We start from the raw sequence: 24,015 nt of genomic DNA on the forward strand, positions 1-24,015 counted from the left end.
TATCCCCTTTAGCGAGAAGGGCTGCGTCGCGGCAGCCCTTCGGTCATCAGAACGTGCGCTTGACGTACAGCAGCCATTTGCTGTCGCCGGTGTCCTTGCAGCGCGTTGCCGCGCCGCCGACGTTGTCGCAGATGGTGTAGAAATTCTTGTCGGCATTGGTGTCGACATAGGCAAGCGCCGCCTGCCAGCCACCGTCGAAGTTCTTCGTGATGCCGACCTTCCAGTCGGTGAAGTCGTAGTCGTCGTAGTTCTTCACCTTCTGATGACCGACGTGCAGGTTGGCGATCCAGCCCGGCAGGAACTCGTAGTTCGCGTTCGCTTCCAGATAGTCGGAGCCGTCCGAATCGGCGCCGAACGCCTTCTTGCTGAAACCGAAGTAGTCGGTCACCGCGTACGAGTACTTCAGCTGGATGAACTTCCAGGTCACGGCGGCGTTCAGTTCCAGCGTGTTCAGGCTTTCGCCGGACGGATCGTACTTGCCGCCCGGGAAGATGAACTGCAGGAAGCCGACATCGAACAGGAAGTCGCCCATCGTCTTCGCATAGCCGCCATACACGTCGATTTCGCCGGTGGCGTTCGACAGCGCCAGGTCGCTCACATTGGTGCCCCACACACCGAGGTAGAGCCCGGACTCGTGCGCCAGATCGAAGCCACCCTGCACAGCCGGCTTTTCCTGCGTGTAGCTGATGCCGCGGAAGATGTACTGCGAGAACACGCCCACGTTGGCGCTGATCGTGTACGACGGCGCCGGCGCCTCTTCCGCCTGTGCGGCGAACGGTGCGACGAGCAGGCCCAGCAGCAGCGCGCTCAGGGTCTTGTGACGAAAACGTTCATGCATGGTGCTCTCCTGTGATCCACGGTTGTCGGGCGATCTGTACGACGGACGACGGGCCCAGCGCCGTCCGCCTGTTCTGCGTCACGGCAGTCGGCATCGAATCCGGCTGCGGTGCATTGATGCTCGGGAATGAGGGTGCTGCGGGGTGTGACGAACCGGTCGCGCCAGTGCGCCCGGAAGTCGTGATGTGGGACCGATTATTGAAACGTCGCTGCCGCGCGAACAATTCTCACAAGGGGTTACCCACTAATGGGTAAGGCGCGGACGAAGGCGTTCTGTGGGAGCGGCACCGGTTTTGCGGGAGCGGCGGCCCCGCCGCGATGCGCACGCTGATCAACGGTCATCGCTGCACTGATCGCGGCGAGGCCGCCGCTCCCACAGGCGCCGCTCCCACAAGTCCGCCGCTCCCACAGGGACAGACCGGCCCTACCCCCTAATGGGTAACTCCTCTTGAGAATTGTCCGCACCGGTCGCGCTTCGCATCATTCGCCGCACCTGACGGTCGGCTTGATGCCGGGCGTCCGGCGGGCGACCCGGCGCAAGCGGCGCCGTCGCAGCCGTATCCCGAACGGAACTGACAAGAGGAATCCACAGCATGAACAAGCGTGTTGCCATCATCGGCGCCGGCCCGAGCGGGCTGGCCCAGCTGCGTGCCTTCCAGTCTGCGGCGGCCAAGGGCGCAGACATTCCCGAACTGGTGTGTTTCGAAAAGCAGTCGGACTGGGGTGGCATGTGGAACTACACCTGGCGGACCGGGCTGGACGAGCACGGCGAGCCGGTGCACGGCAGCATGTACCGCTATCTGTGGTCGAACGGCCCGAAGGAATGTCTGGAGTTCGCCGACTACACCTTCGACGAACACTTCGGCCGCCCGATGGGTTCCTACCCGCCGCGCGAAGTGCTGTGGGACTACATCAAGGGCCGCGTCGAAAAGGCCGGCGTGCGCAAGCACATCCGCTTCAACACCTCGGTGCGCAACGTGACCTGGGACGAGGGGACAAAACTGTTCACGGTCACCGTGCACAACTACGAGCAGGACCTCACCTACTCGGAAACCTTCGACTTCGTGGTGGTGGCCAGCGGCCACTTCTCGACCCCCAACGTGCCGTACTTCCCGGGCTTCGAAACCTTCGGCGGCCGCGTGCTGCATGCCCACGACTTCCGCGACGCACTCGAATTCAAGGGCAAGGACGTGCTCATCGTCGGCGCCAGCTACTCGGCCGAGGACATCGGTTCGCAGTGCTACAAGTACGGCGCACGCTCGATCACCAGCTGTTACCGCACCAACCCGATGGGCTACAAGTGGCCGGACAACTGGGATGAAAAGCCGCAGCTGTTGCGCGTCGACGGCCATATGGCCCATTTCGCCGACGGCAGCAGCAAGCACATCGACGCGGTCATCCTGTGCACCGGCTACAAGCACCACTTCCCCTTCCTGCCGGAAGAGCTGCGCCTGAAGACCGACAACCGCCTGTGGCCGCTGAACCTCTACAAGGGCGTGTTCTGGGAAGAGAACCCGGCGCTGATCTATCTCGGCATGCAGGACCAGTGGTACAGCTTCAACATGTTCGACGCCCAGGCCTGGTATGCACGCGACGTCATCCTCGGCCGCATCCCGCTGCCGTCGCCGGAAGCCATGCACGCCGAGGACATGGCCTGGCGCGAAGAGGAACTGACGCTGGAAACGGCGCAGGAAATGTTCGAATTCCAGGGCAAGTACATCGGCCAGCTGATCGAAGCGACCGACTATCCGAGCTTCGACATCGCGGCGGTCAACAAGACCTTCCTCGAGTGGAAGAACGACAAGTACGAGGACATCATGGGCTACCGGAACAAGTGCTACGCTTCCCTGATGACCGGCACCATGGCGACGCCGCACCACACGTCATGGCTCGACGCGCTCGACGATTCGCTCGAGGCCTACCTGAACGAACCGGCCGACCAGGAACACGCCTGACCTGCTGCAGCGTGCGGGCGGCATCAACGCAGATGAGCCCGCATCCGATGAACCCCGTTGCGGTCCGTCGCGCCCCTGCAGCACGGCGCCGGACTGCGGGTGACCGCATCTGATGAACACGATAGTCGAACCTTCTTTCAACCCGTCGATCGCCGCCCGTCCGCGTCCGGCGCATGTCCGTCATGTCGCACCCGGCGGTGCAACGGTCGCGTTCGATCTCGCAGCCGGCGACCGGGTCACGCTGATCGACCCGGAAGGCCTGCAGCCCGGCGACTTCTATATCGCCGGACCGGCCGGCCTCGCGGCCGCCATGCTGCCCGGCGTGGCCCTTGACCCGGTTGATGCAGCCGGCACTCCGGCCGCTGCGCTGATGCACGGCGCTCCCGCCGGCTGGCGTCTGCTGCGCGCCCGCCTGTTCGGCACCGACAGCCTGCCCGGCACCCGGCTCGACTTCACCGCGCCGGGTGCCGTGCGCTGTCTGCTGCACGCGCCGGGCTCCGACATGGCGCCCGATGCGCAGGACGCACCGACCGAACTGATCGCCGACATCGTCTGCGCTGAACCGCTCAGCGGCCAGGCGCCGCCGCCGCTGGCGGAACCGGTGCTCGACCTGCGCGTCGCGGCCGGCACGGCGCACGCCTACCGCGTGAAGGCCGGCGACTACATCCAGGTGATCGACGTCGACGGCCGTCAGTGCTCCGACTTTCTCGCCTTCGACGCGGCCGCGCTGGCACGCGGTCAGGAGTACGACCTCGACCCGACCACGACGCGCACGCTGACCGGCACCGCCAATCCGGGCCCGGGCCTGCTGTCGAAGTACTACGACGAGCGGCAGGTGGCGCTGGTCGAAGTGGTGCGCGACACCGTCGGCCGGCACGACACCTTCATGCTTGCCTGCAGCGCCAAGTACTACGACGACATGGGCTACCCCGGTCACGCCAACTGCAGCGACAACTTCAACAACGCGCTCGAACCGCTGGGCATCGCGCGCCGTGCCGGATGGCCGGCGATCAACTTCTTCTACAACACCATCGTCAATCACGACGACAGCATCGGTCTCGACGAGCCGTGGTCGCGCGCCGGCGATTACGTGCTGATGCGCGCACTGACCGATCTGGTCTGCGCGTCGTCGTCCTGCCCGGACGACATCGATCCGGCCAATGGCTGGTACCCGACCGACATCCATGTGCGCGTGTATGACGGCTCGAACAACTTTTCCAAAGGGATCGCACACCGCATGACGCCCGACGCCACCCCCCGACTGACGCGCGAATCCGGCTTCCACGCCCGCACCGCCGCACTCACCCGCAACCTGGTCGAGTACCGCGGCTTCTGGCTGCAGACCTCGTTCGCCGCCAACGGCCCGATCGACGAATACTGGGCCTGCCGCGAGCGCGCCGCGATGATCGATCTGTCGGCGCTGCGCAAGTTCGAAATCACCGGCCCGGATGCCGAAGCCCTGCTGCAGCGGGCCACCACGCGCAACATCCGCAAGTTGGCGGTCGGCCAGATCGTCTACGCCGCGCTGTGCCATGAGCACGGCGGCATGATCGACGATTGCACCGTGTTCCGCCTGGCGCAGAACAACTTCCGCCTGGTGTGCGGCGACGACTGGTGCGGCGTGTGGCTGCGCGAGCTGGCGGCGCAGCACGGCCTGCGCGCCTGGGTGCGTTCATCCACCGACCAGCTGCACAACCTGTCGGTGCAGGGACCGAAGTCGCGCGACATCCTGCGCGACATCGTGGTCACGCCGCCGACCCACGCTTCGATGGACGAACTGAAGTGGTTCCGCTTCTCGGTCGGCAAGATCGACGGCTGCCCGGTCGTCGTGTCGCGCACCGGCTACACCGGCGAACTGGGCTACGAGGTGTGGTGCCATCCGAAGCACGCCGTGCAGGTGTGGGACGCGGTGGCCACGGCCGGCGCGCCGCACGGCATCGCGCCGATGGGTCTGGCTGCGCTCGACATGCTGCGCATCGAAGCCGGGCTGATGTTCGCCGAATACGATTTCTGCGACCAGACCGATCCGTTCGAAGCCGGCATCGGCTTCGCCGTGGCGGCCGACAAGGAGGACGACTACGTCGGCAAGGCCGCGCTGGAACGCCGCAAGGCCCACCCGGCGCGCGTCATGGTCGGGCTGGACATCGAAGGCAGCGAGCTGGTGGCGCACGGCGACCCGATCTACAGCGGTCGCGCACAGATCGGCCAGATCACCAGCACGACCCGTTCGCCCATCCTGGGCAAGACGATCGCCCTGGCGCGGCTGGACGTGTCGGCCGCCGAACCGGGCGCCACGGTCGAGATCGGCAAGCTCGACGGCCACCAGAAACGCATCCAGGCGAAGCAGGTGCGTTTCTCGCACTACGACCCGGAGAAGGCGCGCGTCCGGGCCTGACGGCAGAATCAAGATTCAAGATTCAAGGTGCAAGGTGCAAGGGGGAACGTTGATCGCGACGTCAGCCTGACTTGAGTATCGTTTTAGGGAGCTGCAGGGACAACGGGGATGCGGGCATCGTGCCTTCATCCCCGTTTCCTTTGTGCGTGCGGTGCCCGCGCGGTCGCTCGACTTGCCTCGCGCGGGCAAGGCCCGCTTCTACCTCCAAGTAGGTAACCCCTCGTGAGAATTGTCCCGCACCCACCCGGACAACAGAATCAATCCCGGATCGACCGCGTTGCGCGGCGACATGTCAGACAGGGAGACACCGGGAAATGCAGAGGAATTCGATTCTGAACGAGCGGCACCGCCAGCTCGGCTCCAAGCTCGACGGCGACACGTGGAACTTCATGCCCATCCCGTGGAGTTACAGCAGCTGTCCGCACGATGAAGTGGTCGCCACGCGCACGCGCGCCGGGCTGTACGACGTGTCGGCGCTGAACATCGTCAACGTGACCGGCCCGGACGCCGAAGCGGTCATCGACCGCCTGGTCACCATCGACGTCACGAAGCTGAAGCCGGGCACCGCGCGTCTTGGCGGCGAGGTCGATGAAAGCGGCGCGCTGGTCGATGACATCATGATCATTCGCGACGCCGCCGACAGATTCCGCATTTCGCACGGCAGCGGTGCCACGCCGAAGACGCTGGCCGCGCTGGCTGCCGGCAGGAACGTAACCATTACCTCCGATCAGGACGTGCACATCCTGTCGCTGCAGGGGCCGGTTTCGCTCGAAGTGCTGAAGCCGCACACGCCGGCCGACCTGGCTGCGCTGCCCTACTTCAACCACGTCGACACCACGCTGTTCGGCAAGACGGTGACGCTGGGGCGCGGCGGCTATTCCGGCGAGCGCGGCTACGAGGTGTATTGCTCCGCAGCCGACGCCGTGTTCCTGTGGGACACCATCCTCGAAGCGGGCAAGCCGCAGGGCGTCATCCCGTGTTCGTGGACCGCGCTGGATCTGACGCGCGTCGAAGGCGCGCTGCTGTTCTTCCCGTTCGAAATGCCGGAAGGCGACACCACGCCGTGGGAAGTGAACATGGACTGGGCGGTCGACCTCGACAAGGCGGGCGACTACATCGGCAAGGCTGCGGTGCTGCACCTGAAGGGGCGCGAGCGGGTCAAGCAGGCCGGCATGACGGTGCTGCATCACGAAGCGGTCGAAGCGGGCGCGAAGGTCTATGACGGCGACACCGAAGTCGGCGTGGTCACGTCGGCCTCTTACAGCCGCCTGCTGATGCAGTCGCTGGCCATGGTGCACCTGAAGCCGGCGAAGTCGTCGATCGGCACCCGGCTGACGATCCGCAGCGAGGCCGGCAATCTGGCCGCACTGGTGGTGCCGACGCCTTTCTACGACCCGCTGCGTCAGCGTACCCATCCCGACAGGAAGCGCTGATCGCGCATCGACGGCGACCCGCTGCGCCCAGACGCGCGGCGGGTCGGCCTGCTCCATCCTCTTGCCACGAGACGCCGCATGTCCACCCCTGCCATCAAAAGCCAGCCGGTCTACCCCGCGCTCGAATGGGACCGCGCCGGCACCCATCACGTGCTGTTCGTCGCCGCCGATGACGCGGCGCTGGCGCGTCGGTTGTGGGCGCAGCCGCCCGTCGGCCCGATCACGCTCATCCTCCAGCACGTCGATGGCGCGCCGATGGCGGGCTGGCTGGCCGAGCGGCCGGCCAGCGTGCACACGATTGCGGCCACCACGCTGGATCTCGCCCTGAAAGCGCTGGCCGACACGCTGCGCGCCGCGCAGATGGGCACCCGGCTGTATCTGGTCGGGCCGGAAGACGCCATCTGGCAGGCAGCGTGCCTGGCCGACGGCTTCGGCATGAGCCGCGACGAAATGCGGCTGATGCAGGCGGGTACACGCGCCCGGCCCGTGTTCTGCGTGCATTGCCGCACCGTCACGCGCGGCGTGCACACCCATATCGTGCCGTGCAGCGGCTGTGGGCGGGCGCTGTTCGTGCGCGACCATTTTTCGCGTCGTCTGGGCGCCTACATGGGCTTCCAGATCGACGCCGAAGCGCCGGGCGACATCCCGGCCGCGGAGGTGATCTACCCATGAGTCACGCATCCCTGAACGTCGAGATCCGTCGCATCCGCGATCTGGCACCCGGCATCCGCGAGTTCAGTTTCCGGCGCAGCGACGGCGCCGACTTCCCGGTCTTTTCCGGCGGCAGCCATACCGTGCTGTCGCTGCCGCTGGGCGAGCGCGTGCACCGCAACCCGTATTCGCTGCTCGGTGATCCGTCGGTGCGCGACACCTGGCGCATTGCCGTGCGCCTGCAGGAGACGTCGCGCGGTGGTTCGCGCTGGCTGCACGAGGACGCGCGCGAAGGCATGCGTCTCGACATTTCGGCACCGGTGAATCTGTTCGCGCTGAACCGCACCGGTCGGCGCCACATCCTGGTGGCCGGCGGCATCGGCATCACGCCGATACTTTCGCAGGCGCGCGAACTGGCGCGCCTGGGCGCCGACTTCGAAGTGCATTACGCCTACCGCGCGCCGGAGTTCGGCGTGTTCGCCGACGAACTCGAAGCGTTGGCGCCCGGCCGCATCCACCATTACGTGCAGTCGCGCCGCGAACAGATCGAATTCGGCTCGCTGCTGGCCGGTCGTCCGCTCGGCACGCACTTCTACATCTGCGGCCCGGCCGGCATGGTGGCCGCCAGCCTGAATGCCGGCAAGTCGCTGGGCTGGCCGGACAGCCATCTGCACAGTGAACAGTTCCTCGCGCCGAGCGGCGGCGAACCGTTCGACGTGAAGCTCGCGCTCAGCGGCCTGACCTTCAGCGTGCCGAGCGACCTGTCGCTGCTGGAAGCGATCGAGCAGCAGGGCGTCGACGCGCCCTATCTGTGTCGGGGCGGCGCCTGCGGCCAGTGCGAACTGGAGGTGCTCGGCGCCGATGGCGAGCTCATCCATCACGACCTGTATCTGAGCGCCGACGAGCGCGCGTCGGGCACGAAAATCATGCCCTGCGTGTCGCGCCTGAAGGGCGGCTGCCTGACCCTGAACCTGTGAGGACGACGACATGACCCTAGCCTTCAAGCCGGACGAAACCTTCCGCGACGACTACACCTATCGCAACTCTCCGGCCGCCATCCGCCGCTTCCCGTTCCCCTTCCATCAGGACCAGTACATGTACTCGGTCAACATGGAACCACACGCCGGCGGGCCGGCCGGCTCGGTGTACGAGCATGCGTTCGACATCGACGAGCACTACATCGCCGAAATGCGCGACCGCGCGATCACGCTGGAGCGCGACCCCGGACGCTGCGTGTCGCTGCCGCACATGATGGACGCCGAGTGGGACACGCTCGAACTGCTGATGGAATCGATGGCGCGCGACTACCCCGATCTGTTCGTGCTGAACAAGGACGGCGAGCGCTGGCACTGGGTGAACAAGCCGCTGGGCATCGACCAGACCTTCACCTTCGGCGACGCCGCCACATTGCCGTGCCCGCCGTTCGAATACATCACGCGCCAGACCCAGGGCGATTTCGTCATCATGGATCAGCGCAACAGCGACCTGTTCGCCGACGCCGGCATGATCACGTCGCAGGCCGACTGGTCGCTCACCTTCGACGTCGGCATGAGCTTCATGGAATGGCACGGACCGGTGCCGCTGGCACACGAACTGGGCGTGTTCGAACGCGCGCTCAAATACCTGCTGATGCTGCAGCAGGGCCGCCCGGTGCGCCGCCTGAACTGGACCATGACGATCAACCCGCGCCTCGACACCGCGCCCGAAACCTACCCCGAGTGGGGCCAGGACCGCGCCAGCGTCACGCCAGACAACGTCGGCGCCAAGGTGCATCTGCGGGTGGAACTGCAGACGCTGTTTCGCCTGCCGCGCAGCAACGGCATGCTGTTCTCGATCCGCGGCTACCTCGCCAGCATGGAAGAGCTGGCCACCTACCCGCGCTGGGCCAAACGCCTCAACCGCGTGCTCGGCTCGCTGCCGAACGAACTGGCCGAATACAAGGGCCTGGTGCGTTACCGCCAGACCACCCTCGACTGGCTGGCCCGTCACGACGACGGCGCCCCGCTCGCGGTGGGCACGCAGCCGGAGTAGGGCAGCAGGCCGACTTTTTGCGCAGCAACTTCGCTGGCGCGCGATGCCGGCTTTCTACACCGCCACCGCCGGACCGGATGTCGCATCGGGTCCGGTGTCATGCAACTGTCACGCCCGGGTAGCGTATCCGGGCGAAACTGGAACGCATCCAATATGCGTAACGGTTCGACATGTCTTCGGGAAAATACCCCTGCGTTCTGCTGGCGCTGGTTCTCGCGGCGCCCCTGCCGGTGGCGGCGGGGCTTTACGATGGCCCGGTCGATCCGGCGGCGCTCGCGGCCGCTTACGATGGTTGGCGAAAGCTGAAGGACGAGGTGCACCTCATCGTCCCGAACAACGGGGCCACTTACGGCGGCGGGGTCTACTTTTGTTGCAGTCACGACGGCGTTCTTAGTGGCGAGCGCTACGAACCCCACTTCTGGCCGTGGTTGCACTCCTGGTCCGCATTCAGCGACGCCGATCTGGGCGAACCCGGTGCAACGCTCTACTTGGGTTCGGAGCTGCTCGTCATCGGGGCCAGTTTTGACACCTTCCGCGATGTCGTCATCGGCTTCACCACGTCGCAGTCTGGCATCGAATACGTCGTACTGCCGATTCTGACGCCTGATGGCACGCCCGTGCCTGCGCCGGACCCCGCGCCGGTCACCCCCCGACCGGCCGGGCCGGCGTGGATCGATACGCAGGGCAATACCTTCGGCATCCACGGCCGGGTCACGGCTCACCAGACGCTGTACAAGCAGGGCGCGGGCACGCTGCGCCTGACGCACGCCAATAATGTCTGGCATGCCGCGCCTGTGGTCAGTTACGGGGTGCTGGCTGCACACGCCGGGAGCCTGCAGACGGATGTGCTGCTGCGTGGTGGCGCGTTGATGTTCGAACAGTCGGACGCCGGTCACTTCGATCACGTCGTGTCGGGCACCGGCACGGTGGTCAAGGCGGGCAGCGCCGAACTGCTGCTGACCCGCGCTCAGACATTCACCGGCGATCTGCATGTAGCCGAAGGTCGTCTGACCTTCGCCGCAGATGCCGACCCCGGTCAGAGGCCGCGCATCCTGGTAGAGCTGGATGCCACGCTTGACCTTGCTGCCCGGACGACGACAACCGAAGCGTCGAGTGTGGCGGGTGCCGGCGATGTGGTTCTCGGCAGCGGCGCGCTGCTGATCAGCGGCGTGCCACAGCTGGACGACACCTTCGCCGGTCGGCTGTCCGGCGCCGGCATGCTTGAGGTGGGCAGCAATGCGCGCATCGAACTGACCGGGCACAACACGCAGGCCAGCGGCACCCTGGTGCGCGGCACACTGATCGCCGGCAGCGACTTCAGTCTGGGCGCAGTCGGGCAGGCCTTGCGTCTTGATGGCGGTCGGCTGCAGGTGTCGTCGGCGCTTGAACTGGCGCGTGCGCTGCACAGCACCGGCAGCAGTACTGTCGATCTGGGCGATCACCGGCTCACGCTCGCCGAAGGTCTGTCCGGCAGCGGTGTGCTCGACAAGACTGGCAGCGGCGAACTCGCGCTGACGCAGGCTGGCCGCTTCACCGGCACGGTGAATGTGCGGGCCGGCACGCTGGCGCTGCAGGGGCGCGGCCGCACCGGCGATGCAAGCCACATCGATCTGGCGCGCGATGCGGTGTTCGACCTCGCTGCAGCCGACGGCGCACGCACGCTGGCCGGTCTGTCGAATGTCGAAGGTGGCGCCACCGTCAGGCTGGGCAGCAACACCCTGCGCGTCCACGAATCCACGGGTACACAGTTTCACGGTCGCATCGAAGGCGCCGGTGCGTTCGAGAAGGACGGCAGTGGCACCCTGGTCGTTGGCGACGCGGCCTGGACGGGCACCACGCGCATCCTCGCAGGCGAGTTGTCGGTCAGCCCCGGGCTCGCCAGCCAGCGCGTGCAGAACGCGGGCGTGCTGCGCATGACAACCGCCGACACGGCTGCGTGGTCGGGTGAGTTGTCCGGCGCTGGCCGCTTCGTGAAATCAGGCGAAGGCCTGCTCTGGCTGCGTGGTGCCAACGCGCAGGCGTTTGTCGAGGTTCAGCAAGGCGTGCTGGTCGGTCGCAGCAGCACGCTCGGCCGCGACATCGACGTGGCCCACGGTGCCGGCGTGGGCTTCTTCATCGACGAAGACGACACGCACCACGGCACGGTCCGCGGCGCGGGCGTGCTGTACAGCTATGGCAGCGGCGCGCTGACGCTGGCCGGCACCTACGCGCACAGCGGCGGCACCGCCATCAGCAACACCTTGCGTATCGACAGCGATGCCCGGCTGGGTGACGCACGCGCCGGCTTTCTCATTGCCGGGGGCACGCTGCAGGCGCTCGACGATCTCACGTTGCGCCGGCACATCGCGCTCGGCGCCGACGGCGGCACGCTCGACAGCAACGGCTTCGACATCACGCTGATCGGCCGCATCGACGGGCCGGGCGGACTCACCAAGGCGGGTAGCGGCCGGCTTACCTTGCTGGGCGATTACGACTACGCCGGTCACACCGTGGTCGCCGCCGGCGAACTGGTATTCGGCGGCGCGCTGGAGGGCAGCTTCGAAGTGCTGGCCGGCGCACGGCTGGTCGCTTCGGGCTTGCTCGGAGGCGACATTTCGGTCAGCGAAGGCGGCAGCCTTTTCTTGACGGGTGAGGTCCTGTCGGTAACTGGCCGGATCGATCTCGGCGGCACGCTGAACTTCGACCTCGCCGGTGGCTTGCGCACCGGCCCCCTGCTCGCCGCCAGCACGCTGATGATTTCGCAGTCCGTCGAGCTCACTCTGAGCGGCTTCGATCCCGCGCACCGCGCGCAACGCATCGAGTTGGCCTGGGCCAACGACATCGTGTTCGCCGAGGCTGGCCGGCTTGCGCTGTCGGGTGACCTCACGCAGGCGGGTTATCGACTTGATGTGACGGAGGGCACGCTGGCCCTGATTGCGGCGCCGGTACCTGAACCGTCGACCATTTCGTTGCTCGTGGCGGGCCTGGGTTTGCTTGCTTTCCGAATGGGTCGCCGCTGACAAATTCATCAACAGATTTGAATTTCATTGAAATCGTCTTCGCTCGCAGGAGGTAGTAATGCATTTCGCTGCTCATCGAATGGGTGTCACTTTCGCATTTGTTTTCTTCGTTCTTTCTGGTCCGGCAAGCGCAGCGGTTTTTAGTGCTGACTACGCCTCGGGATCCGGTGATGGCTGGATAACCATTGACTCATCAACAGGCTTGAAATGGCTGGACGTATCCCTCACCGTCGGGCATACGTTTGATGAGGTGCGAACGGGGGCGTGGTACTCAAAGGGATTCCGTCATGCCACGAAGGAAGAGCTGAGGACGCTGTTCGCGAACGCGGGTACGCCTGACGACGGATTCAATCTAGCGATCAGTCACCCCGCGGAAACGCTTGAACTGGCACAACTACTCGGGCCCACCCTCGTCGACCGTGATCGCGTGACAGTAGCGGGCTTTCTCGGCACCGACTTTCTCGGCCAAGACATTACGCTTGCGAGTCATCCTGTTGGTCAAGTATTCAGCGCGCGGCTTGGCAAGATCGATTACCTGACGACGTACGGAGAAGCGCATTTCACAGGTGGGCATCCGTTCAGCAACCAGGCGAACAATTCATACGGGAGCTTTTTGGTCAGTTCGGTTCCAGAACCGGGTGCGCATGCAACGATGCTGTTTGGTCTTGTCGGTGTTTTGACGCTTGCGCGAAGGCGCAAAGCGATATCACTCGGCATATGCGGCATCCGTGAGCCAATCACGAGTCGACGACGTCGTTGCGCTCGTTGCCCTTGAATACCGTCTCTGAACTGCACGTCAGCACGCTGCTTGATCACTCCACGTCCTCGCCCGCGAGGGGTTCCACCATAGCCTCCGCCTTCTCGATCGCCGCTTCCAGTGCGGCGTCGGGATGGCCGGCCGGCAATCGGGGCGCGCTCGAGCTGCGCCGGTAGTCGGCGTCGGTCGTCACCGCGTCGCCGGCTGCGCGCTGCACGGTACCCAGATTCGCCGTCACCAGTTGCGGGACGGCCAGCACCAGCGCGACCATGACGATCTGGATGCCGACGAAGGGCACGGCGCCCCAGTAGATGTCGCGTGTCGGCAGGGTTTTCGGGGCGACCGAGCGCAGGTAGAACAGCGCGAAGCCGAACGGCGGGTGCATGAATGAGGTCTGCATGTTCACCGCCAGCAGCACGCCGAACCACACCAGGTCGATGCCCAGCTTGTCGGCCACCGGGGCGAGCAGCGGCACGACGATGAAGGCCAGTTCGAAGAAGTCGAGGAAGAAGGCGAGCACGAACACCAGCGTCATGACGACGATCAGGAAGCCGGTTTCGCCGCCGGGCAGGCCGAGCAGCAGGTGTTCGACCCACAGGTGGCCGTCGATGCCGTAGAAGGTGAGCGAAAAGACGCGCGAGCCGATCAGGATGAACAGCACGAAGGTGGTCAGCCGGACCGTGCGGTCGAGCGCCTGCTGCAGCAGGTCGCGGTTCAGGCGTCGGCGAGCGGCGGCCATCAGCAGCGCGCCGGTGGCGCCCATCGCGCCGCCTTCGGTCGGTGTCGCGAGGCCCAGGTAGATGGTGCCGAGCACGAGGAAGATGAGTGCCAGTGGCGGCATCAGCACGAAGGCGACGCGGCGCGCGAGGTCGGGCAGCAGGTTCAGATGCAGCAGGCGGTCGGCCACGGCGATCAGCCAGGCGACGCTGCCGCCGGCGGTGACCGCGAACAGCGCGCGCGCGTCGGCGGTGTGCGCCTGCAGCGCCGGCAACTGGCTGGCGGCGATGCCGGCCAGCACCGCCACGGCGAACAGCGCCCACACGCCGCGTCGTTCGGCCGCGTTGTGGTCATCGGCTTCGGGCAGCGCCGGCGCCTTGTGCGGACGCAGCCAGGCGACGGCCAGCACGTAGATCAGGTAGAGGCCGGTCAGCACCAGTCCGGGCAGCAGCGCGCCGCGGTACATGTCGCCGACCGGGCGGCCGAGCTGGTCGGCCAGCACGATGAGGACGAGCGACGGCGGAATGATCTGCGCCAGCGTGCCCGAGGCGCAGATGACGCCGCTGGCCAGCCGTGCGTCGTAGCCGGCGCGCAGCATGATGGGCAGCGAGATGAGGCCCATCGAAATGACCGACGCGGCGACCACGCCGGTCGTTGCGGCGAGCAGCGCGCCGACCAGCACCACCGCCACCGCGAGTCCGCCGCGCAGCGTGCCGAACAGCCGCCCGACCGTGTCGAGCAGGTCTTCGGCCATGCCGGAACGTTCCAGCACCAGGCCCATGAAGGTGAAGAAGGGAATGGCGAGCAGGGTGTCGTTGCTCATGACGCCCCACACGCGGTCGGGCATGGCCTGTACCAGCGACGCCGACAGCAGCCCGAGTTCGATTCCGATCAGTCCGAACACGATGCCGCAGGCGGCCAGCGCGAACGCCACCGGGACGCCGGACAGCAGGAACAGCACCATCGCCGCGAACATCACCGGCGCGAGGTTGGCGGCCAGCCAGGCGCTCATTCTGCGGGCTCCGACAACGCGGCGATGCGGCGGATCAGCAGCGCGACGGCCTGGGCGGCGAGCAGCGCGAAACCCACCGGCACCAGCAGGCGCGCCGGCCACAGCGGCAGGCCACCGGCGCTGGCCGACACTTCGTGGCTGGCCCACGACGCGACGAACCACGGCCAGGACAGCCATAGCATCAGCAGTGCCACCGGCAGCACCATGGTCAGCAGGCCGGCGATGTCCGCCCACAGCCTGCCGCGCGGACCGAGCCTGGACGTGATGAGGTCGATGCGCACATGCTCGTCGAGCTTGAGCACGCGGCCGGCGCCGAGCAGGAACACCGCGGACACCAGATACCACTGTGCTTCGAGCAGCGCGTTGGACCCGGCATCGAACTTGCGCGCCAGTGCGTTGCCTACGGCCAGCAGCACCGCGGCGAGTACCGCCCAGGGCAGCACCCGGCCGCAGGCTTCATTCAGGCGGTCGATCAGGTCGGCAAGCGGGAGCAGCAGGCGCATCGGGAGGCGGGTGAGCAGCGGGTGAGCGATGGTAACCGGCCGCGGTGGTTCCAGTGGCGCGGGTGGGAGGGGCCCCTGTCGGAGCAGCGGCCTGTGGGAGCGGCGGCCTGTGGGAGCGGCGGCCTCGCCGCGATCAGTGCAGCGATGGTCGATGATCAGCGTGCGCATCGCGGCGAGGCCGCCGCTCCCACAGCCCAGCCCAGCCCAGCCCAGCCCAGCCCAGCCCAGCCCAGCCCAGCCCAGCCCAGCCCAGCCCAGCCCAGCCCAGCCCAGCCCAGCCCAGCCCAGCCCAGCCCAGCCCAGCCCAGCCCAGCCCAGCCCAGCCCAGCCCAGCCCAGCCCAGCCCAGCCCAGCCCAGCCCAGCCCAGCCCAGCCCAGCCCCAGCCCCAGCCCCAGCCCCAGCCCCAGCCCCAGCCCCAGCCCCAGCCCCAGCCCCAGCCCCAGCCCCAGCCCCAGCCCCAGCCCCAGCCCCAGCCCCAGCCCAGCCCAGCCCAGCCCAGTCCAGCCCAGTCCAGCAGCCCGGAACCACCGCCCCAGTGCAGCGGCCTGAACCTCGGATGTTGCGCTTCACCTCCACTTCGTGCTGTCCCCTGCAGGTAACATCCGGCTTCTACAAGGAACACTCATGACTGCACGCACGCGCTTCTGTCTGGTCCGGCACGGTGAAACGACGTGGAACGTCGATCGCCGCATCCAGGGCCAGGTTGACATTCCGCTCAACGATACCGGGCTCGCGCAGGCGCAGGCCACGGCGCAGGCGCTGCTGGGCGAGCGGATCGACACGATCTACGGCTCGGACCTCGGCCGTGCCTGGGTGACCGCCGGGCGCATCGCGGTGCCGCGCGGACTGCCGGTGATGCCGGAGCCGGCGCTGCGCGAGCGCCACTACGGCGGCTTCCAGCGCCTGACCTATGCCGAGGCGCGCAGCCAGCACCCGGAGGCCTTTGCGCGCTTCGAGGCGCGCGAGCCGGGCGCCGGTTTTCCGGGGCGCGGCGGCGAGTCGCTGGAAACCTTCGACGCCCGTGTGTGGGCTTTCGTCGAATCGCTGCGCAGGCGCCACACCGGCCAGACCGTGCTGCTGGTGACGCACGGCGGCGTGCTCGACATCGTGGCCCGGCGGGTGCGCGGGCTGGGGCTCGTCTGTGCGCGCGATTTCGACATCGCCAACTGCGCGCTGAACTGGGTGAGCCACGACGAAAGCGGGTGGCGCGTCGAACGCTGGGGCGACGTGTCGCATCTCGATGGCGCACTGGATGAACTGCCGGTCTGATTCCGCATTGCATATATATATGCAAAGCCGGTTTCGTCCGTTTCCTGACCCGAAGATCTGAACGATGAAGAACAAGCCCACCCCATCGCGCCAACCGTCGCCGGCCGAACTGCAACCGGTGTTCGCGGCGTACAACGGCGGTCGGCTGGCCGACGCGGCCAGCGCGGCGCAGCACTTGCTCAAGCGCTATCCGGCGGCCATCGTGCTGCACAGCGTGCGCGGTTCGGCGCTGGCCGGGCTGGGCCGGCTCGACGAGGCCGAACAGGCGTTTCGCGAGGCGGTGGCGGCCGATCCGCGCTCGGCCGAACTGTTGAGCAATCTCGGTCTGGTGCAGCAGCAGCGCGGACGCAACGAACAGGCGCTGGCCACCTATCGCCGCGCCTTCGCGCTGAAGCCGGACTTTCCGGAGCTGCTGTACAACATGGGCGTGGTGCAGGACGCGCTGGGCCAGCTCGATGACGCGGCCGCCAGCTACCGTCGCGCACTGAGGCTGCAGCCGCGTTTTGCAGTCGCCTGGTTCAACCTCGGCACGGTGTGCGAACGTCTGCAGCGCACCGACGACGCGCTGGCCGCCTATCGCGAAGCCGTGACGGTCGAACCCGGTTTTGTCGAAGCGCATGCCAATCTGGGTGCGGCGCTGCAGAAGCAGGGCCGGCATGACGAGGCGGTCGCCGCCTATCGCAAGGCACTCGCGATACAGCCGACGGCGACGGCCTGGTTCAGCCTGGGCACGGCACAGCGCGATCAGGGCCTGCTCGGCGACGCGGCCGCCAGTTACCGGCAGGCGCTGGCGCTGGCGCCCGACTACGCCGATGCGCACAGCAATCTCGGCGAAATCCTGCGCGATCAGGGCGATGCGGCCGCGACGATCGCCGCCTTCCGCGCCGCGCTGGCGATCGACCCGGCGCATGGCGAAGCCAATTACAACCTCGGCCTGCTGCATTACGACATGGGCGAACTGGCCGAGGCCATGCCGTACTTCGAGCGTGCGCAGATCCGCGACTGGCAGGAGCGGGTGTTGTACTGCCTGTACAAGACGCGCCGCTTCGACGCCTTCCGTGAGCGGCTGCTGGCCATGATCGGCGCCTCTCAGCCTGAAGTTGGCCGCCGCGGTGTTCGCCACAACTCGCCGATGCTGGCGACCTTGTCGGCGCACCACGCCGCCAACTTCGGCGTCGCCGACGACTACGGCTTCTGTCCGGCGCCGCTCGATTTCGTGTTCCACAGCCACATCGACGCGCTGTCCGATGCGTCCGACGCCTTGCTGGCCGACCTGCTGCGCGACGTGACGCATACCGAGATCGAGGCGCGCAAGCAGGGCCGGCTGCATCACGGCATCCAGTCGGCCGGCAATCTGTTCCGGCGCAGCGAGCCCTCGTTCGCGCGGCTGGCCGCGCTGATCGGCGAACAGGTCGCGCGCTACCGTGCGCGGCTGGCCGGCGAGACCTGCCTGTTCGCGCAGGATTTCCCGCCCGACACGGTGTTCAGCAGCGCCTGGTACGTGAAGATGAGCAAGGGCGGCCATCTGACGTCGCACATCCACGAAACCGGCTGGTTGAGCGGCGTCGTGTATCTCGCGATTCCGCGCGACCGGCCGGCCGGCAGTCTGGCCGGCGGCATCGAATTCAGCACCGACGGCGACGACTACCCGCGCGAGCACGACGACTTTCCGCGCAAGACGCTGCTGCCGGTCGCCGGCGACATCGTGCTGTTTCCGTCGTCGCTGTTCCACCGCACGATTCCATTCGAATCGAACGAAGAACGCATCTGCATCGCCTTCGATGTGAAGCCGGGAAGGGTGGCACAGATCGCCGGGTAGTCGCCGTCCGACATACAGGCGGCGTGGCGCTGCCTACACTGCCTCCTGATTGTTGAATGCCGGCGGCGTCCGCCGACCGGCGTCCGACTGGACGGGAGAACAGCGTGATCACACCACGCATACGCCATACCCGGCCGGCTGACATCCCCGCGCTGATCGCCCTGCAGGCGCGCGTGTATCCGACCATTCCGCCGTGGAGCCGCCGCAAGCTGGGCGAACAGCTGGACGTCTTTCCGCAGGGCCAGATCGTCGCCGAAATCGACGGCGCGATCGTCGGCTGTGCCAGCGCGCTGGTCGTGCTGTGGGACGACTGGTGCGACTCGCACAGCTGGCAGGACATCACCGGTTCCGGCACCTTCGAGCACCACAACCCCGATGGCCGCACGCTGTACGGTGCGGAAGTGTTCGTCGACCCGGATCTGCGCGGCGCCGGCGTCGGTCACCTGCTGTACGAAGGACGGCGCATGCTGTGCCGGGCGATGAACCTGAAGCGCATCATCGCCTGCGGTCGCCTGCCCGGCTATCACCGCCACGCTGCCGACATGACGGCCGACCTGTACGCCCGCAAGGTGGTCTGGGGCGACCTGCGCGACCCGGTGCTGAGCTTCCAGCTGAAGGAAGGCTTCAGCTACCTCAGCGTGGTGCCGGACTATCTTCCCGAAGACACCGAATCCCTGGGCTATGCCTCGGTCATCGTCTGGCTCAACCCGGACCACGATCCGGCCCGCCCCACCCATTTTCCGGAGCACATCCTGCCATGATCGTCCGCATCGCCGCCGTACAGTACCTGCTGCGCCCCATCCACGACTGGTCGGGTTTCGAAAACCAGGTGCGCTTCATCATGAAGGCCGCCGGCGACTACAAGCCGCAGTTCGTGCTGCTGCCCGAAATCTTCACGACACAGCTGCTGTCCTTCATGGATACCGGTGATCTGCACGCCGCCGTGCGCAACATGCACGACTACACCAAGCGCTACCGCGACCTGATGCTGGAACTGGCGGCGCAGTGGAATGTGCATCTGATCGGCGGCAGTCACCCGACGGTGCGCGAAGACGGTCGGCTGACCAACACGGCCTACTACTTCACGCCGGGCGGTCAGGTGTTCGAACAGGACAAGATCCACCGCACGCGCTGGGAGCGCGAAAAATGGGACACCGACGCCGGCGACCAGCTGCGTCTGTTCGACACGCCATTCGGCAAGATCGCCATCCTGATCTGTTACGACATCGAATTTCCGGAGCTGTCGCGCATGGTGTGCGAGGCGGGGGCCGACATCCTGTTCGTGCCGTCCTGCACCGACGACCGGCAGGGCTTCCTGCGCGTGCGCTACTGCTGCCACGCGCGGGCGATCGAGAACCAGGTGTTCGTCGTGCAGACCAGCACGGTGGGCAATCTGCCGGTCGAAGGGCTCGGCATGCATTACGGTCAGGCCGGCATCATCACGCCGTCTGACTTCCCGTTCGCGCGCGACGGCATCGCCGCCGAAGGTACGCCGAACATCGAACAGATCATCGTCGCCGAAGTCGATCTGAACGACCTGCAGGGCAACCGCCTGAACGGTACGACCATCCCGTTGTACGACAAGCGCAAGGACGTGTACGAACACCCGGTGGAAGTCATCAAGGTGAGCTGAACGCCGCGGTACGCGCCAGCGATTGCATTGCGCAATCCGTCCTGATCCGCAGCCAGAAAAAAAGCCACCGGAAGGTGGCTTTTTTTCTGGCCCGGAGTGCCGCGGGAACACGCCGGTTCAGGCTTCCTCGTCGTCGTAGCCGTTGCGCACTTCCGAACCCCCGCTGGTCTGCGCACGCACGTAGTCGGCCACGGCGGCTTCGAAGGTCGCGTTGCCGGTCTTCATGCAGGAAATGTAGTACTCCCAGAATTCCGGGCTGCTGGTCACCGCAGCCAGCGCGGCAGACTTCATCGCGAACACTTCGTCTTCCGCCTTGGTGCGGATCTTGGTAGGGGCGAACAGCACATAGGCTTCGGCGTGGGTGTAGATGTCCTTCGCCAGACCGAGCCAGATTTCGGCATCGGTCAGCGTGACGCGGTAGTTCGGGGTGTTGATCTGCGGGCCCTGCGGCCCCTTGCCGTCCAGTTCGGTGTGGATCGCATCGAGTTTCGGAATCTGCCGCTTGATCATCTTGCTGATGTAGGGCATCACCTCGTCGCGCCGGCCCGGCACGATCAGCAGCCACGGAAACACGGCCGCCGTCACCTTGCGCGCGTAGTCACCGAGGTTGAGCACGACGCGGTTGGCCACGTCCGGGTCGCGTACGTTGCGGCCGAGCGCATCGAACACCTGCACCGACGTGCCGACCTCCTCGATCGCGGCGACCGAAGAGTAGTAGGCACGGGCATAGTGGTTGTGCTTGAGCAGCAGTTCCGCCTCATACAGCAACTCGCGGGCGTTGTCGATCGAGGCGTCGCGATAGCGTCGCAGCAGCTTGGATGTGAGCGCGATGCTCGGCTTGTTTGTTTTCGGCACTGAAGTGACTCCATAGCTCAAAATCAACCGTTGCGACGAGGGCGCAGCGCGCGCTGTCGTCCATGGCCGCAATCCGCCGAGGCCATCCGCACGCGCCCCTTCGGGGGTAGATTCGCGCACGCATTAAGCGCATCGTCTTTGCGTTATCGCTTCGTGTCAACTGCGTGACAAGCCTCCTGGATGTCCTTCATGTGCCCGCTGGCAAAGTCAGCACGGCGCACAGACCGGGTGTCGCAGTCTGCAGTTCGATGCGCCCGGCGTGCAGGCGTGCCACCGACTGCACCAGACTGAGCCCGAGCCCGAGGCCGGGTGTGTTGCGTGCGCCTTCGAGCCGGTACAGCCGCTCGAACACGCGCGCCCGCTCGCCATCCGGAATGCCCGGCCCCTGATCGGCGACCTCGAGACGCCAGCCGTCCGGCGCCGGCTGCAGGCTGACCGCCACAGTGCCGTCGGCCGGGCTGAACTTGATCGCGTTGTCGATCAGGTTGATGACGGCCTGGAACAGCAGGTCGCGGTGCCCGCTCATCGGTGCCTGTGCCGGCACGCCGGCCGACAGCGTGATGCATCGTTCGTCGGCCATCGGCTCCATGAAGTCGATCGCGTCGCGCGTCAGCGCCGCGAGGTCGAGCGCGCGGAATTCGCTGCGCAGCATGCCGGACTCGACATTGGCGATGCGCAGAAGCGACTGGAAGGTGGACAGCACCTGATCGATGTCGGCCAGATTGCGCTCCAGCAAGGCCGGCAGTTCGTCGCCCGTCGGCGGGCAGGCCAGAGCGGCTTCGATGCGCGCGCGGTGGCGGGTCAGCGGCGAACGCAGGTCGTGCGCGATGTTGTCGGTGGCGCCGCGCACCGAGGCGATCAGCCGGTCGATGCGGTCGAGCATGCCGTTCAGCGTCTGCGACAGGCGGTCGAACTCGTCCGCCGTGCCGCGCACCGGAATGCGGTGGCGCAGGTCGCCATCCATGATCTGCTGCGCCGCGCGGCGCATGGTTTCCACCGGTCGCAGCGCGGCGCGGGTGATCAGAAAGCCGCCGATGAGCGACGCAATCAGCATGACGCCGAAACTGGCCAGTGCGGCGCGCCGGATGTCGCTGCGCACCTGCTCCACCTCGTACTCGTCGAAGCCGACCAGCAGACGGCTACCGTCCGGCAGGCGCGCCCAGCGTGCGACGACTTCGGTGAGGCCCGGATGGCGCAGGCTGGGCAGCCGCACCAGCACGCCATCGCGCGTCGCCGCGGCTGGCCATGCATCGAGGTTGCCGATCAGCATGACGCCGTCGGCGCTTTCCAGCCGGTACAGGCGGTCGTGATTCGGCGAGCGCATGTCCAGCCGCTGGCGGATCAGGCCGCTGACGCCACGCACGCCGTCGACCCGGTACTCGGCGCTCAGGATGTCCAGCTCGGCGTCCACGCTCTCTTCGACGTGACCCAGCATGTACTGCCCGGCCAGCCAAGTCACCAGCAGCAGCATCAGGCCGAAGCCGGTCGCCAGCAGAACGCTGTTGGCCAGCGCCAGTCGCGCCGTCGTGCTCAGGCCGCGCGTCGCGCGGAGCGCGACCGGAGGTGTCGGCTCAGTCATCGCCATCCATGACGTGACGTACGGCCGCGCGACCCGCGGGCGCAAAGTCGCGTCGCCGGCCATCGATCAGCGGGCGTGCCAGCCTGCGCAAATCGAGTCCCTGCGCCGCCTGCAATGCCGCCGCGCGCTGGAATAGCTGTTTTTCCGACAGCCGGAATGCATCGCCGCGCGCGGCAAAAACTATTTCATTCACGCCGTCATCGGTGGTGACGACACTGACCGAATTGGCGAAGCTGGCACGCACGCGGCCGATGTAGGCGCCGTGCAGCGCGTCGTCCGCATGCATGTTGATCGCCAGCAGGCCGTTCGGCGTCAGCGCGGCGTGGCAGTGATCGTAGAAGCGCTGTGTGCACAGTGCGGTCGCCTGGCCGCCGATGTCGAAGCCATCGACCAGCAGCAGGTCGAAGGCATTGTCATGTTGCGCGATCCACTCGGCGCCGTCGGCACAATCGATGCGCAGCCGCTCGTCGTCGGGCGGGATATGGAAGCGGTTGCGCAGCGCGATCACCTCGGGCGAGATTTCGGCCACTTCGATGCGTGCGTCGGGCAGGTGATGGTGGCAGTACTTGACCAGCGAGCCGCCGCCCAGACCGATCATGCCGATGCGCGACGGCGCCGGCACGAACAGCAGCGCGGCCATCATCAGGCGCGAATAGTCGAGCACCAGATCGATCGGTCGCGCCGGATCCATGCTGCTCTGCACCGCGGCGCCGTCGAAATGCAGCGTCAGCATTCCCTCGTCGTCCTGCACGAAGGGCGCGCCCGGCGCGCTGCCGGCCCACGGCGATCGGCGGTCGTTCATGCCGGCGCCCGCATGCAGTAGCCGGCGCCGCGCAGCGTATGGATCAACGGCGCCCGGCCGGCGCGGTCGACCTTAGCGCGCAGGCGGGAAATATGAACGTCAATGACATTCGTCTGCGGATCGAAATGGTAGTCCCACACGCCCTCCAGCAGCATGGTGCGGGTGACCACCTGACCGGCGTGGCGCATCAGGAATTCGAGCACCCGGTACTCCTGCGGCTTGAGCGTGATGTCCTCGCCGGCGCGGCGCACGATGTGCGTCATGCGGTCGAGTTCGAGATCGGCCACCCGCAGCACGCTTTCGATTGCCGGCATCAGGCCGCGCCGCGTGATCACGTCGAGCCGCGCCTGCAGCTCCGACATCGCAAACGGCTTCACAAGATAGTCATCACCCCCGGCGCGCAGGCCGCGGATGCGCTCATCGACATGGCCGAGCGCACTGAGGATGAGCACCGGCACGCGCGAACCCGTGGCACGCAGTGCGGCCAGCATCGCCAGGCCATCCATCTGCGGCATCAGCCGGTCGAGCACGATGGCGTCGAACGCATCGCCGGTCGCCAGAAACAGGCCGTCGCGGCCATTGGCGGCGTGGTCGACGACATGCCCGGCCTCACGCAGGCCGCGGCAGATGAAGCCGGCGATTTCGGGGTCGTCCTCGACCACGAGGATGTGCATGTCGGACCTTTTCTGGAAGCGCTGCGCACCGCCCGGGTCGGGGTGCGCGAGCCGTGATTCTGCCTGCGTCGAGCCACCTTGCCGCAACATGAA

20 protein-coding genes are annotated in these 24,015 nt (G+C 66.8%); 12 read left to right on the forward strand and 8 right to left on the reverse strand.

The window, feature by feature from the left end; translation table 11 throughout:
* Positions 1 to 46: 46 nt before the first annotated feature.
* Positions 47 to 838 (reverse strand): TorF family putative porin, encoded by a 792-nt coding sequence (locus BSY238_RS11460; protein ID WP_069039260.1) that lies wholly within the window; start codon positions 836 to 838, stop codon positions 47 to 49.
* A 592-nt stretch (positions 839 to 1,430) separates the two neighbouring features.
* Between BSY238_RS11460 and BSY238_RS11465 the strand changes: the two genes are divergently transcribed.
* From BSY238_RS11465 to BSY238_RS18405, 8 genes are all read left to right on the forward strand, one after another.
* The gene (locus tag BSY238_RS11465; RefSeq protein ID WP_069039261.1) at positions 1,431 to 2,792 is read left to right on the forward strand and encodes a flavin-containing monooxygenase; all 1,362 of its coding nucleotides are present in this window, start codon (positions 1,431 to 1,433) and stop codon (positions 2,790 to 2,792) included.
* A gap of 112 nt (positions 2,793 to 2,904) precedes the next feature.
* The gene (locus BSY238_RS11470; protein ID WP_069039262.1) at positions 2,905 to 5,187 is read left to right on the forward strand and encodes a DUF1989 domain-containing protein; all 2,283 of its coding nucleotides are present in this window, start codon (positions 2,905 to 2,907) and stop codon (positions 5,185 to 5,187) included.
* Positions 5,188 to 5,501: 314 nt separating this feature from the next.
* Complete coding sequence (locus BSY238_RS11475; RefSeq protein ID WP_069039263.1) at positions 5,502 to 6,620, forward strand: aminomethyltransferase family protein; 1,119 nt, start codon at positions 5,502 to 5,504, stop codon at positions 6,618 to 6,620.
* 78 nt (positions 6,621 to 6,698) lie between these two features.
* Positions 6,699 to 7,292 (forward strand): dimethylamine monooxygenase subunit DmmA family protein, encoded by a 594-nt coding sequence (locus BSY238_RS11480; RefSeq protein WP_069039264.1) that lies wholly within the window; start codon positions 6,699 to 6,701, stop codon positions 7,290 to 7,292.
* Complete coding sequence (locus BSY238_RS11485; RefSeq protein ID WP_069039265.1) at positions 7,289 to 8,248, forward strand: PDR/VanB family oxidoreductase; 960 nt, start codon at positions 7,289 to 7,291, stop codon at positions 8,246 to 8,248. Before BSY238_RS11480 ends, BSY238_RS11485 begins: the two co-directional genes overlap by 4 nt.
* Before the next feature lie 10 nt (positions 8,249 to 8,258).
* Complete coding sequence (locus BSY238_RS11490) at positions 8,259 to 9,302, forward strand: heme-dependent oxidative N-demethylase family protein (RefSeq protein WP_069039266.1); 1,044 nt, start codon at positions 8,259 to 8,261, stop codon at positions 9,300 to 9,302.
* Positions 9,303 to 9,472: 170 nt separating this feature from the next.
* On the forward strand, positions 9,473 to 12,301 hold the full coding sequence (locus BSY238_RS11495) for an autotransporter-associated beta strand repeat-containing protein (RefSeq protein ID WP_069039267.1): 2,829 nt from the start codon (positions 9,473 to 9,475) through the stop codon (positions 12,299 to 12,301).
* A gap of 58 nt (positions 12,302 to 12,359) precedes the next feature.
* On the forward strand, positions 12,360 to 13,076 hold the full coding sequence (locus tag BSY238_RS18405; RefSeq protein WP_150123939.1) for a PEP-CTERM sorting domain-containing protein: 717 nt from the start codon (positions 12,360 to 12,362) through the stop codon (positions 13,074 to 13,076).
* A gap of 37 nt (positions 13,077 to 13,113) precedes the next feature.
* Here the strand turns inward: BSY238_RS18405 and BSY238_RS11505 are convergent, their stop codons facing one another.
* The 3 genes from BSY238_RS11505 to BSY238_RS18535 all read right to left on the reverse strand — a co-directional run bounded on the left by BSY238_RS11505 (position 13,114) and on the right by BSY238_RS18535 (position 15,913).
* Complete coding sequence (locus tag BSY238_RS11505; protein ID WP_069039269.1) at positions 13,114 to 14,787, reverse strand: TRAP transporter large permease; 1,674 nt, start codon at positions 14,785 to 14,787, stop codon at positions 13,114 to 13,116.
* The gene (locus BSY238_RS11510) at positions 14,784 to 15,290 is read right to left on the reverse strand and encodes a TRAP transporter small permease subunit (protein ID WP_069039270.1); all 507 of its coding nucleotides are present in this window, start codon (positions 15,288 to 15,290) and stop codon (positions 14,784 to 14,786) included. The genes BSY238_RS11505 and BSY238_RS11510 overlap by 4 nt, the downstream gene beginning before the upstream one ends.
* A gap of 155 nt (positions 15,291 to 15,445) precedes the next feature.
* Positions 15,446 to 15,913 carry a hypothetical protein gene (locus tag BSY238_RS18535; RefSeq protein WP_190295012.1) on the reverse strand — a complete coding sequence of 156 codons (468 nt, stop codon included), beginning with the start codon at positions 15,911 to 15,913 and terminating at the stop codon, positions 15,446 to 15,448.
* A 2-nt stretch (positions 15,914 to 15,915) separates the two neighbouring features.
* Between BSY238_RS18535 and BSY238_RS11515 the strand changes: the two genes are divergently transcribed.
* The 4 genes from BSY238_RS11515 to BSY238_RS18150 all read left to right on the forward strand — a co-directional run bounded on the left by BSY238_RS11515 (position 15,916) and on the right by BSY238_RS18150 (position 20,012).
* Entirely contained in the window at positions 15,916 to 16,560 is a 645-nt protein-coding gene (locus tag BSY238_RS11515; protein WP_069039271.1) for a histidine phosphatase family protein, read from the forward strand.
* Between the two features lie 64 nt (positions 16,561 to 16,624).
* Positions 16,625 to 18,379 carry a tetratricopeptide repeat protein gene (locus BSY238_RS11520; RefSeq protein WP_069039272.1) on the forward strand — a complete coding sequence of 585 codons (1,755 nt, stop codon included), beginning with the start codon at positions 16,625 to 16,627 and terminating at the stop codon, positions 18,377 to 18,379.
* Positions 18,380 to 18,483: 104 nt separating this feature from the next.
* Positions 18,484 to 19,140, forward strand: a complete 657-nt coding sequence (locus tag BSY238_RS18145) for a GNAT family N-acetyltransferase (RefSeq protein ID WP_190295013.1) — start codon at positions 18,484 to 18,486, stop codon at positions 19,138 to 19,140.
* Positions 19,137 to 20,012, forward strand: a complete 876-nt coding sequence (locus tag BSY238_RS18150) for a carbon-nitrogen hydrolase family protein (protein WP_083224030.1) — start codon at positions 19,137 to 19,139, stop codon at positions 20,010 to 20,012. Before BSY238_RS18145 ends, BSY238_RS18150 begins: the two co-directional genes overlap by 4 nt.
* A 117-nt stretch (positions 20,013 to 20,129) precedes the next feature.
* On the opposite strand, the gene BSY238_RS11530 is transcribed toward BSY238_RS18150, so the two are convergent.
* The 4 genes from BSY238_RS11530 to BSY238_RS11545 all read right to left on the reverse strand — a co-directional run bounded on the left by BSY238_RS11530 (position 20,130) and on the right by BSY238_RS11545 (position 24,012).
* Positions 20,130 to 20,867 carry an AbiV family abortive infection protein gene (locus BSY238_RS11530; RefSeq protein WP_069039273.1) on the reverse strand — a complete coding sequence of 246 codons (738 nt, stop codon included), beginning with the start codon at positions 20,865 to 20,867 and terminating at the stop codon, positions 20,130 to 20,132.
* Positions 20,868 to 21,054: 187 nt separating this feature from the next.
* Entirely contained in the window at positions 21,055 to 22,446 is a 1,392-nt protein-coding gene (locus tag BSY238_RS11535; RefSeq protein WP_069040631.1) for a sensor histidine kinase, read from the reverse strand.
* A complete protein-coding gene (locus tag BSY238_RS11540; protein ID WP_069039274.1) occupies positions 22,439 to 23,248 on the reverse strand; it encodes a transferase in 810 nt (269 codons plus the stop codon). Before BSY238_RS11540 ends, BSY238_RS11535 begins: the two co-directional genes overlap by 8 nt.
* The gene (locus tag BSY238_RS11545) at positions 23,245 to 24,012 is read right to left on the reverse strand and encodes a response regulator transcription factor (RefSeq protein ID WP_442922949.1); all 768 of its coding nucleotides are present in this window, start codon (positions 24,010 to 24,012) and stop codon (positions 23,245 to 23,247) included. The genes BSY238_RS11540 and BSY238_RS11545 overlap by 4 nt, the downstream gene beginning before the upstream one ends.
* Positions 24,013 to 24,015 lie beyond the last annotated feature (3 nt).

This window comes from Methyloversatilis sp. RAC08 (assembly GCF_001713355.1).
GTDB lineage: Bacteria > Pseudomonadota > Gammaproteobacteria > Burkholderiales > Rhodocyclaceae > Methyloversatilis.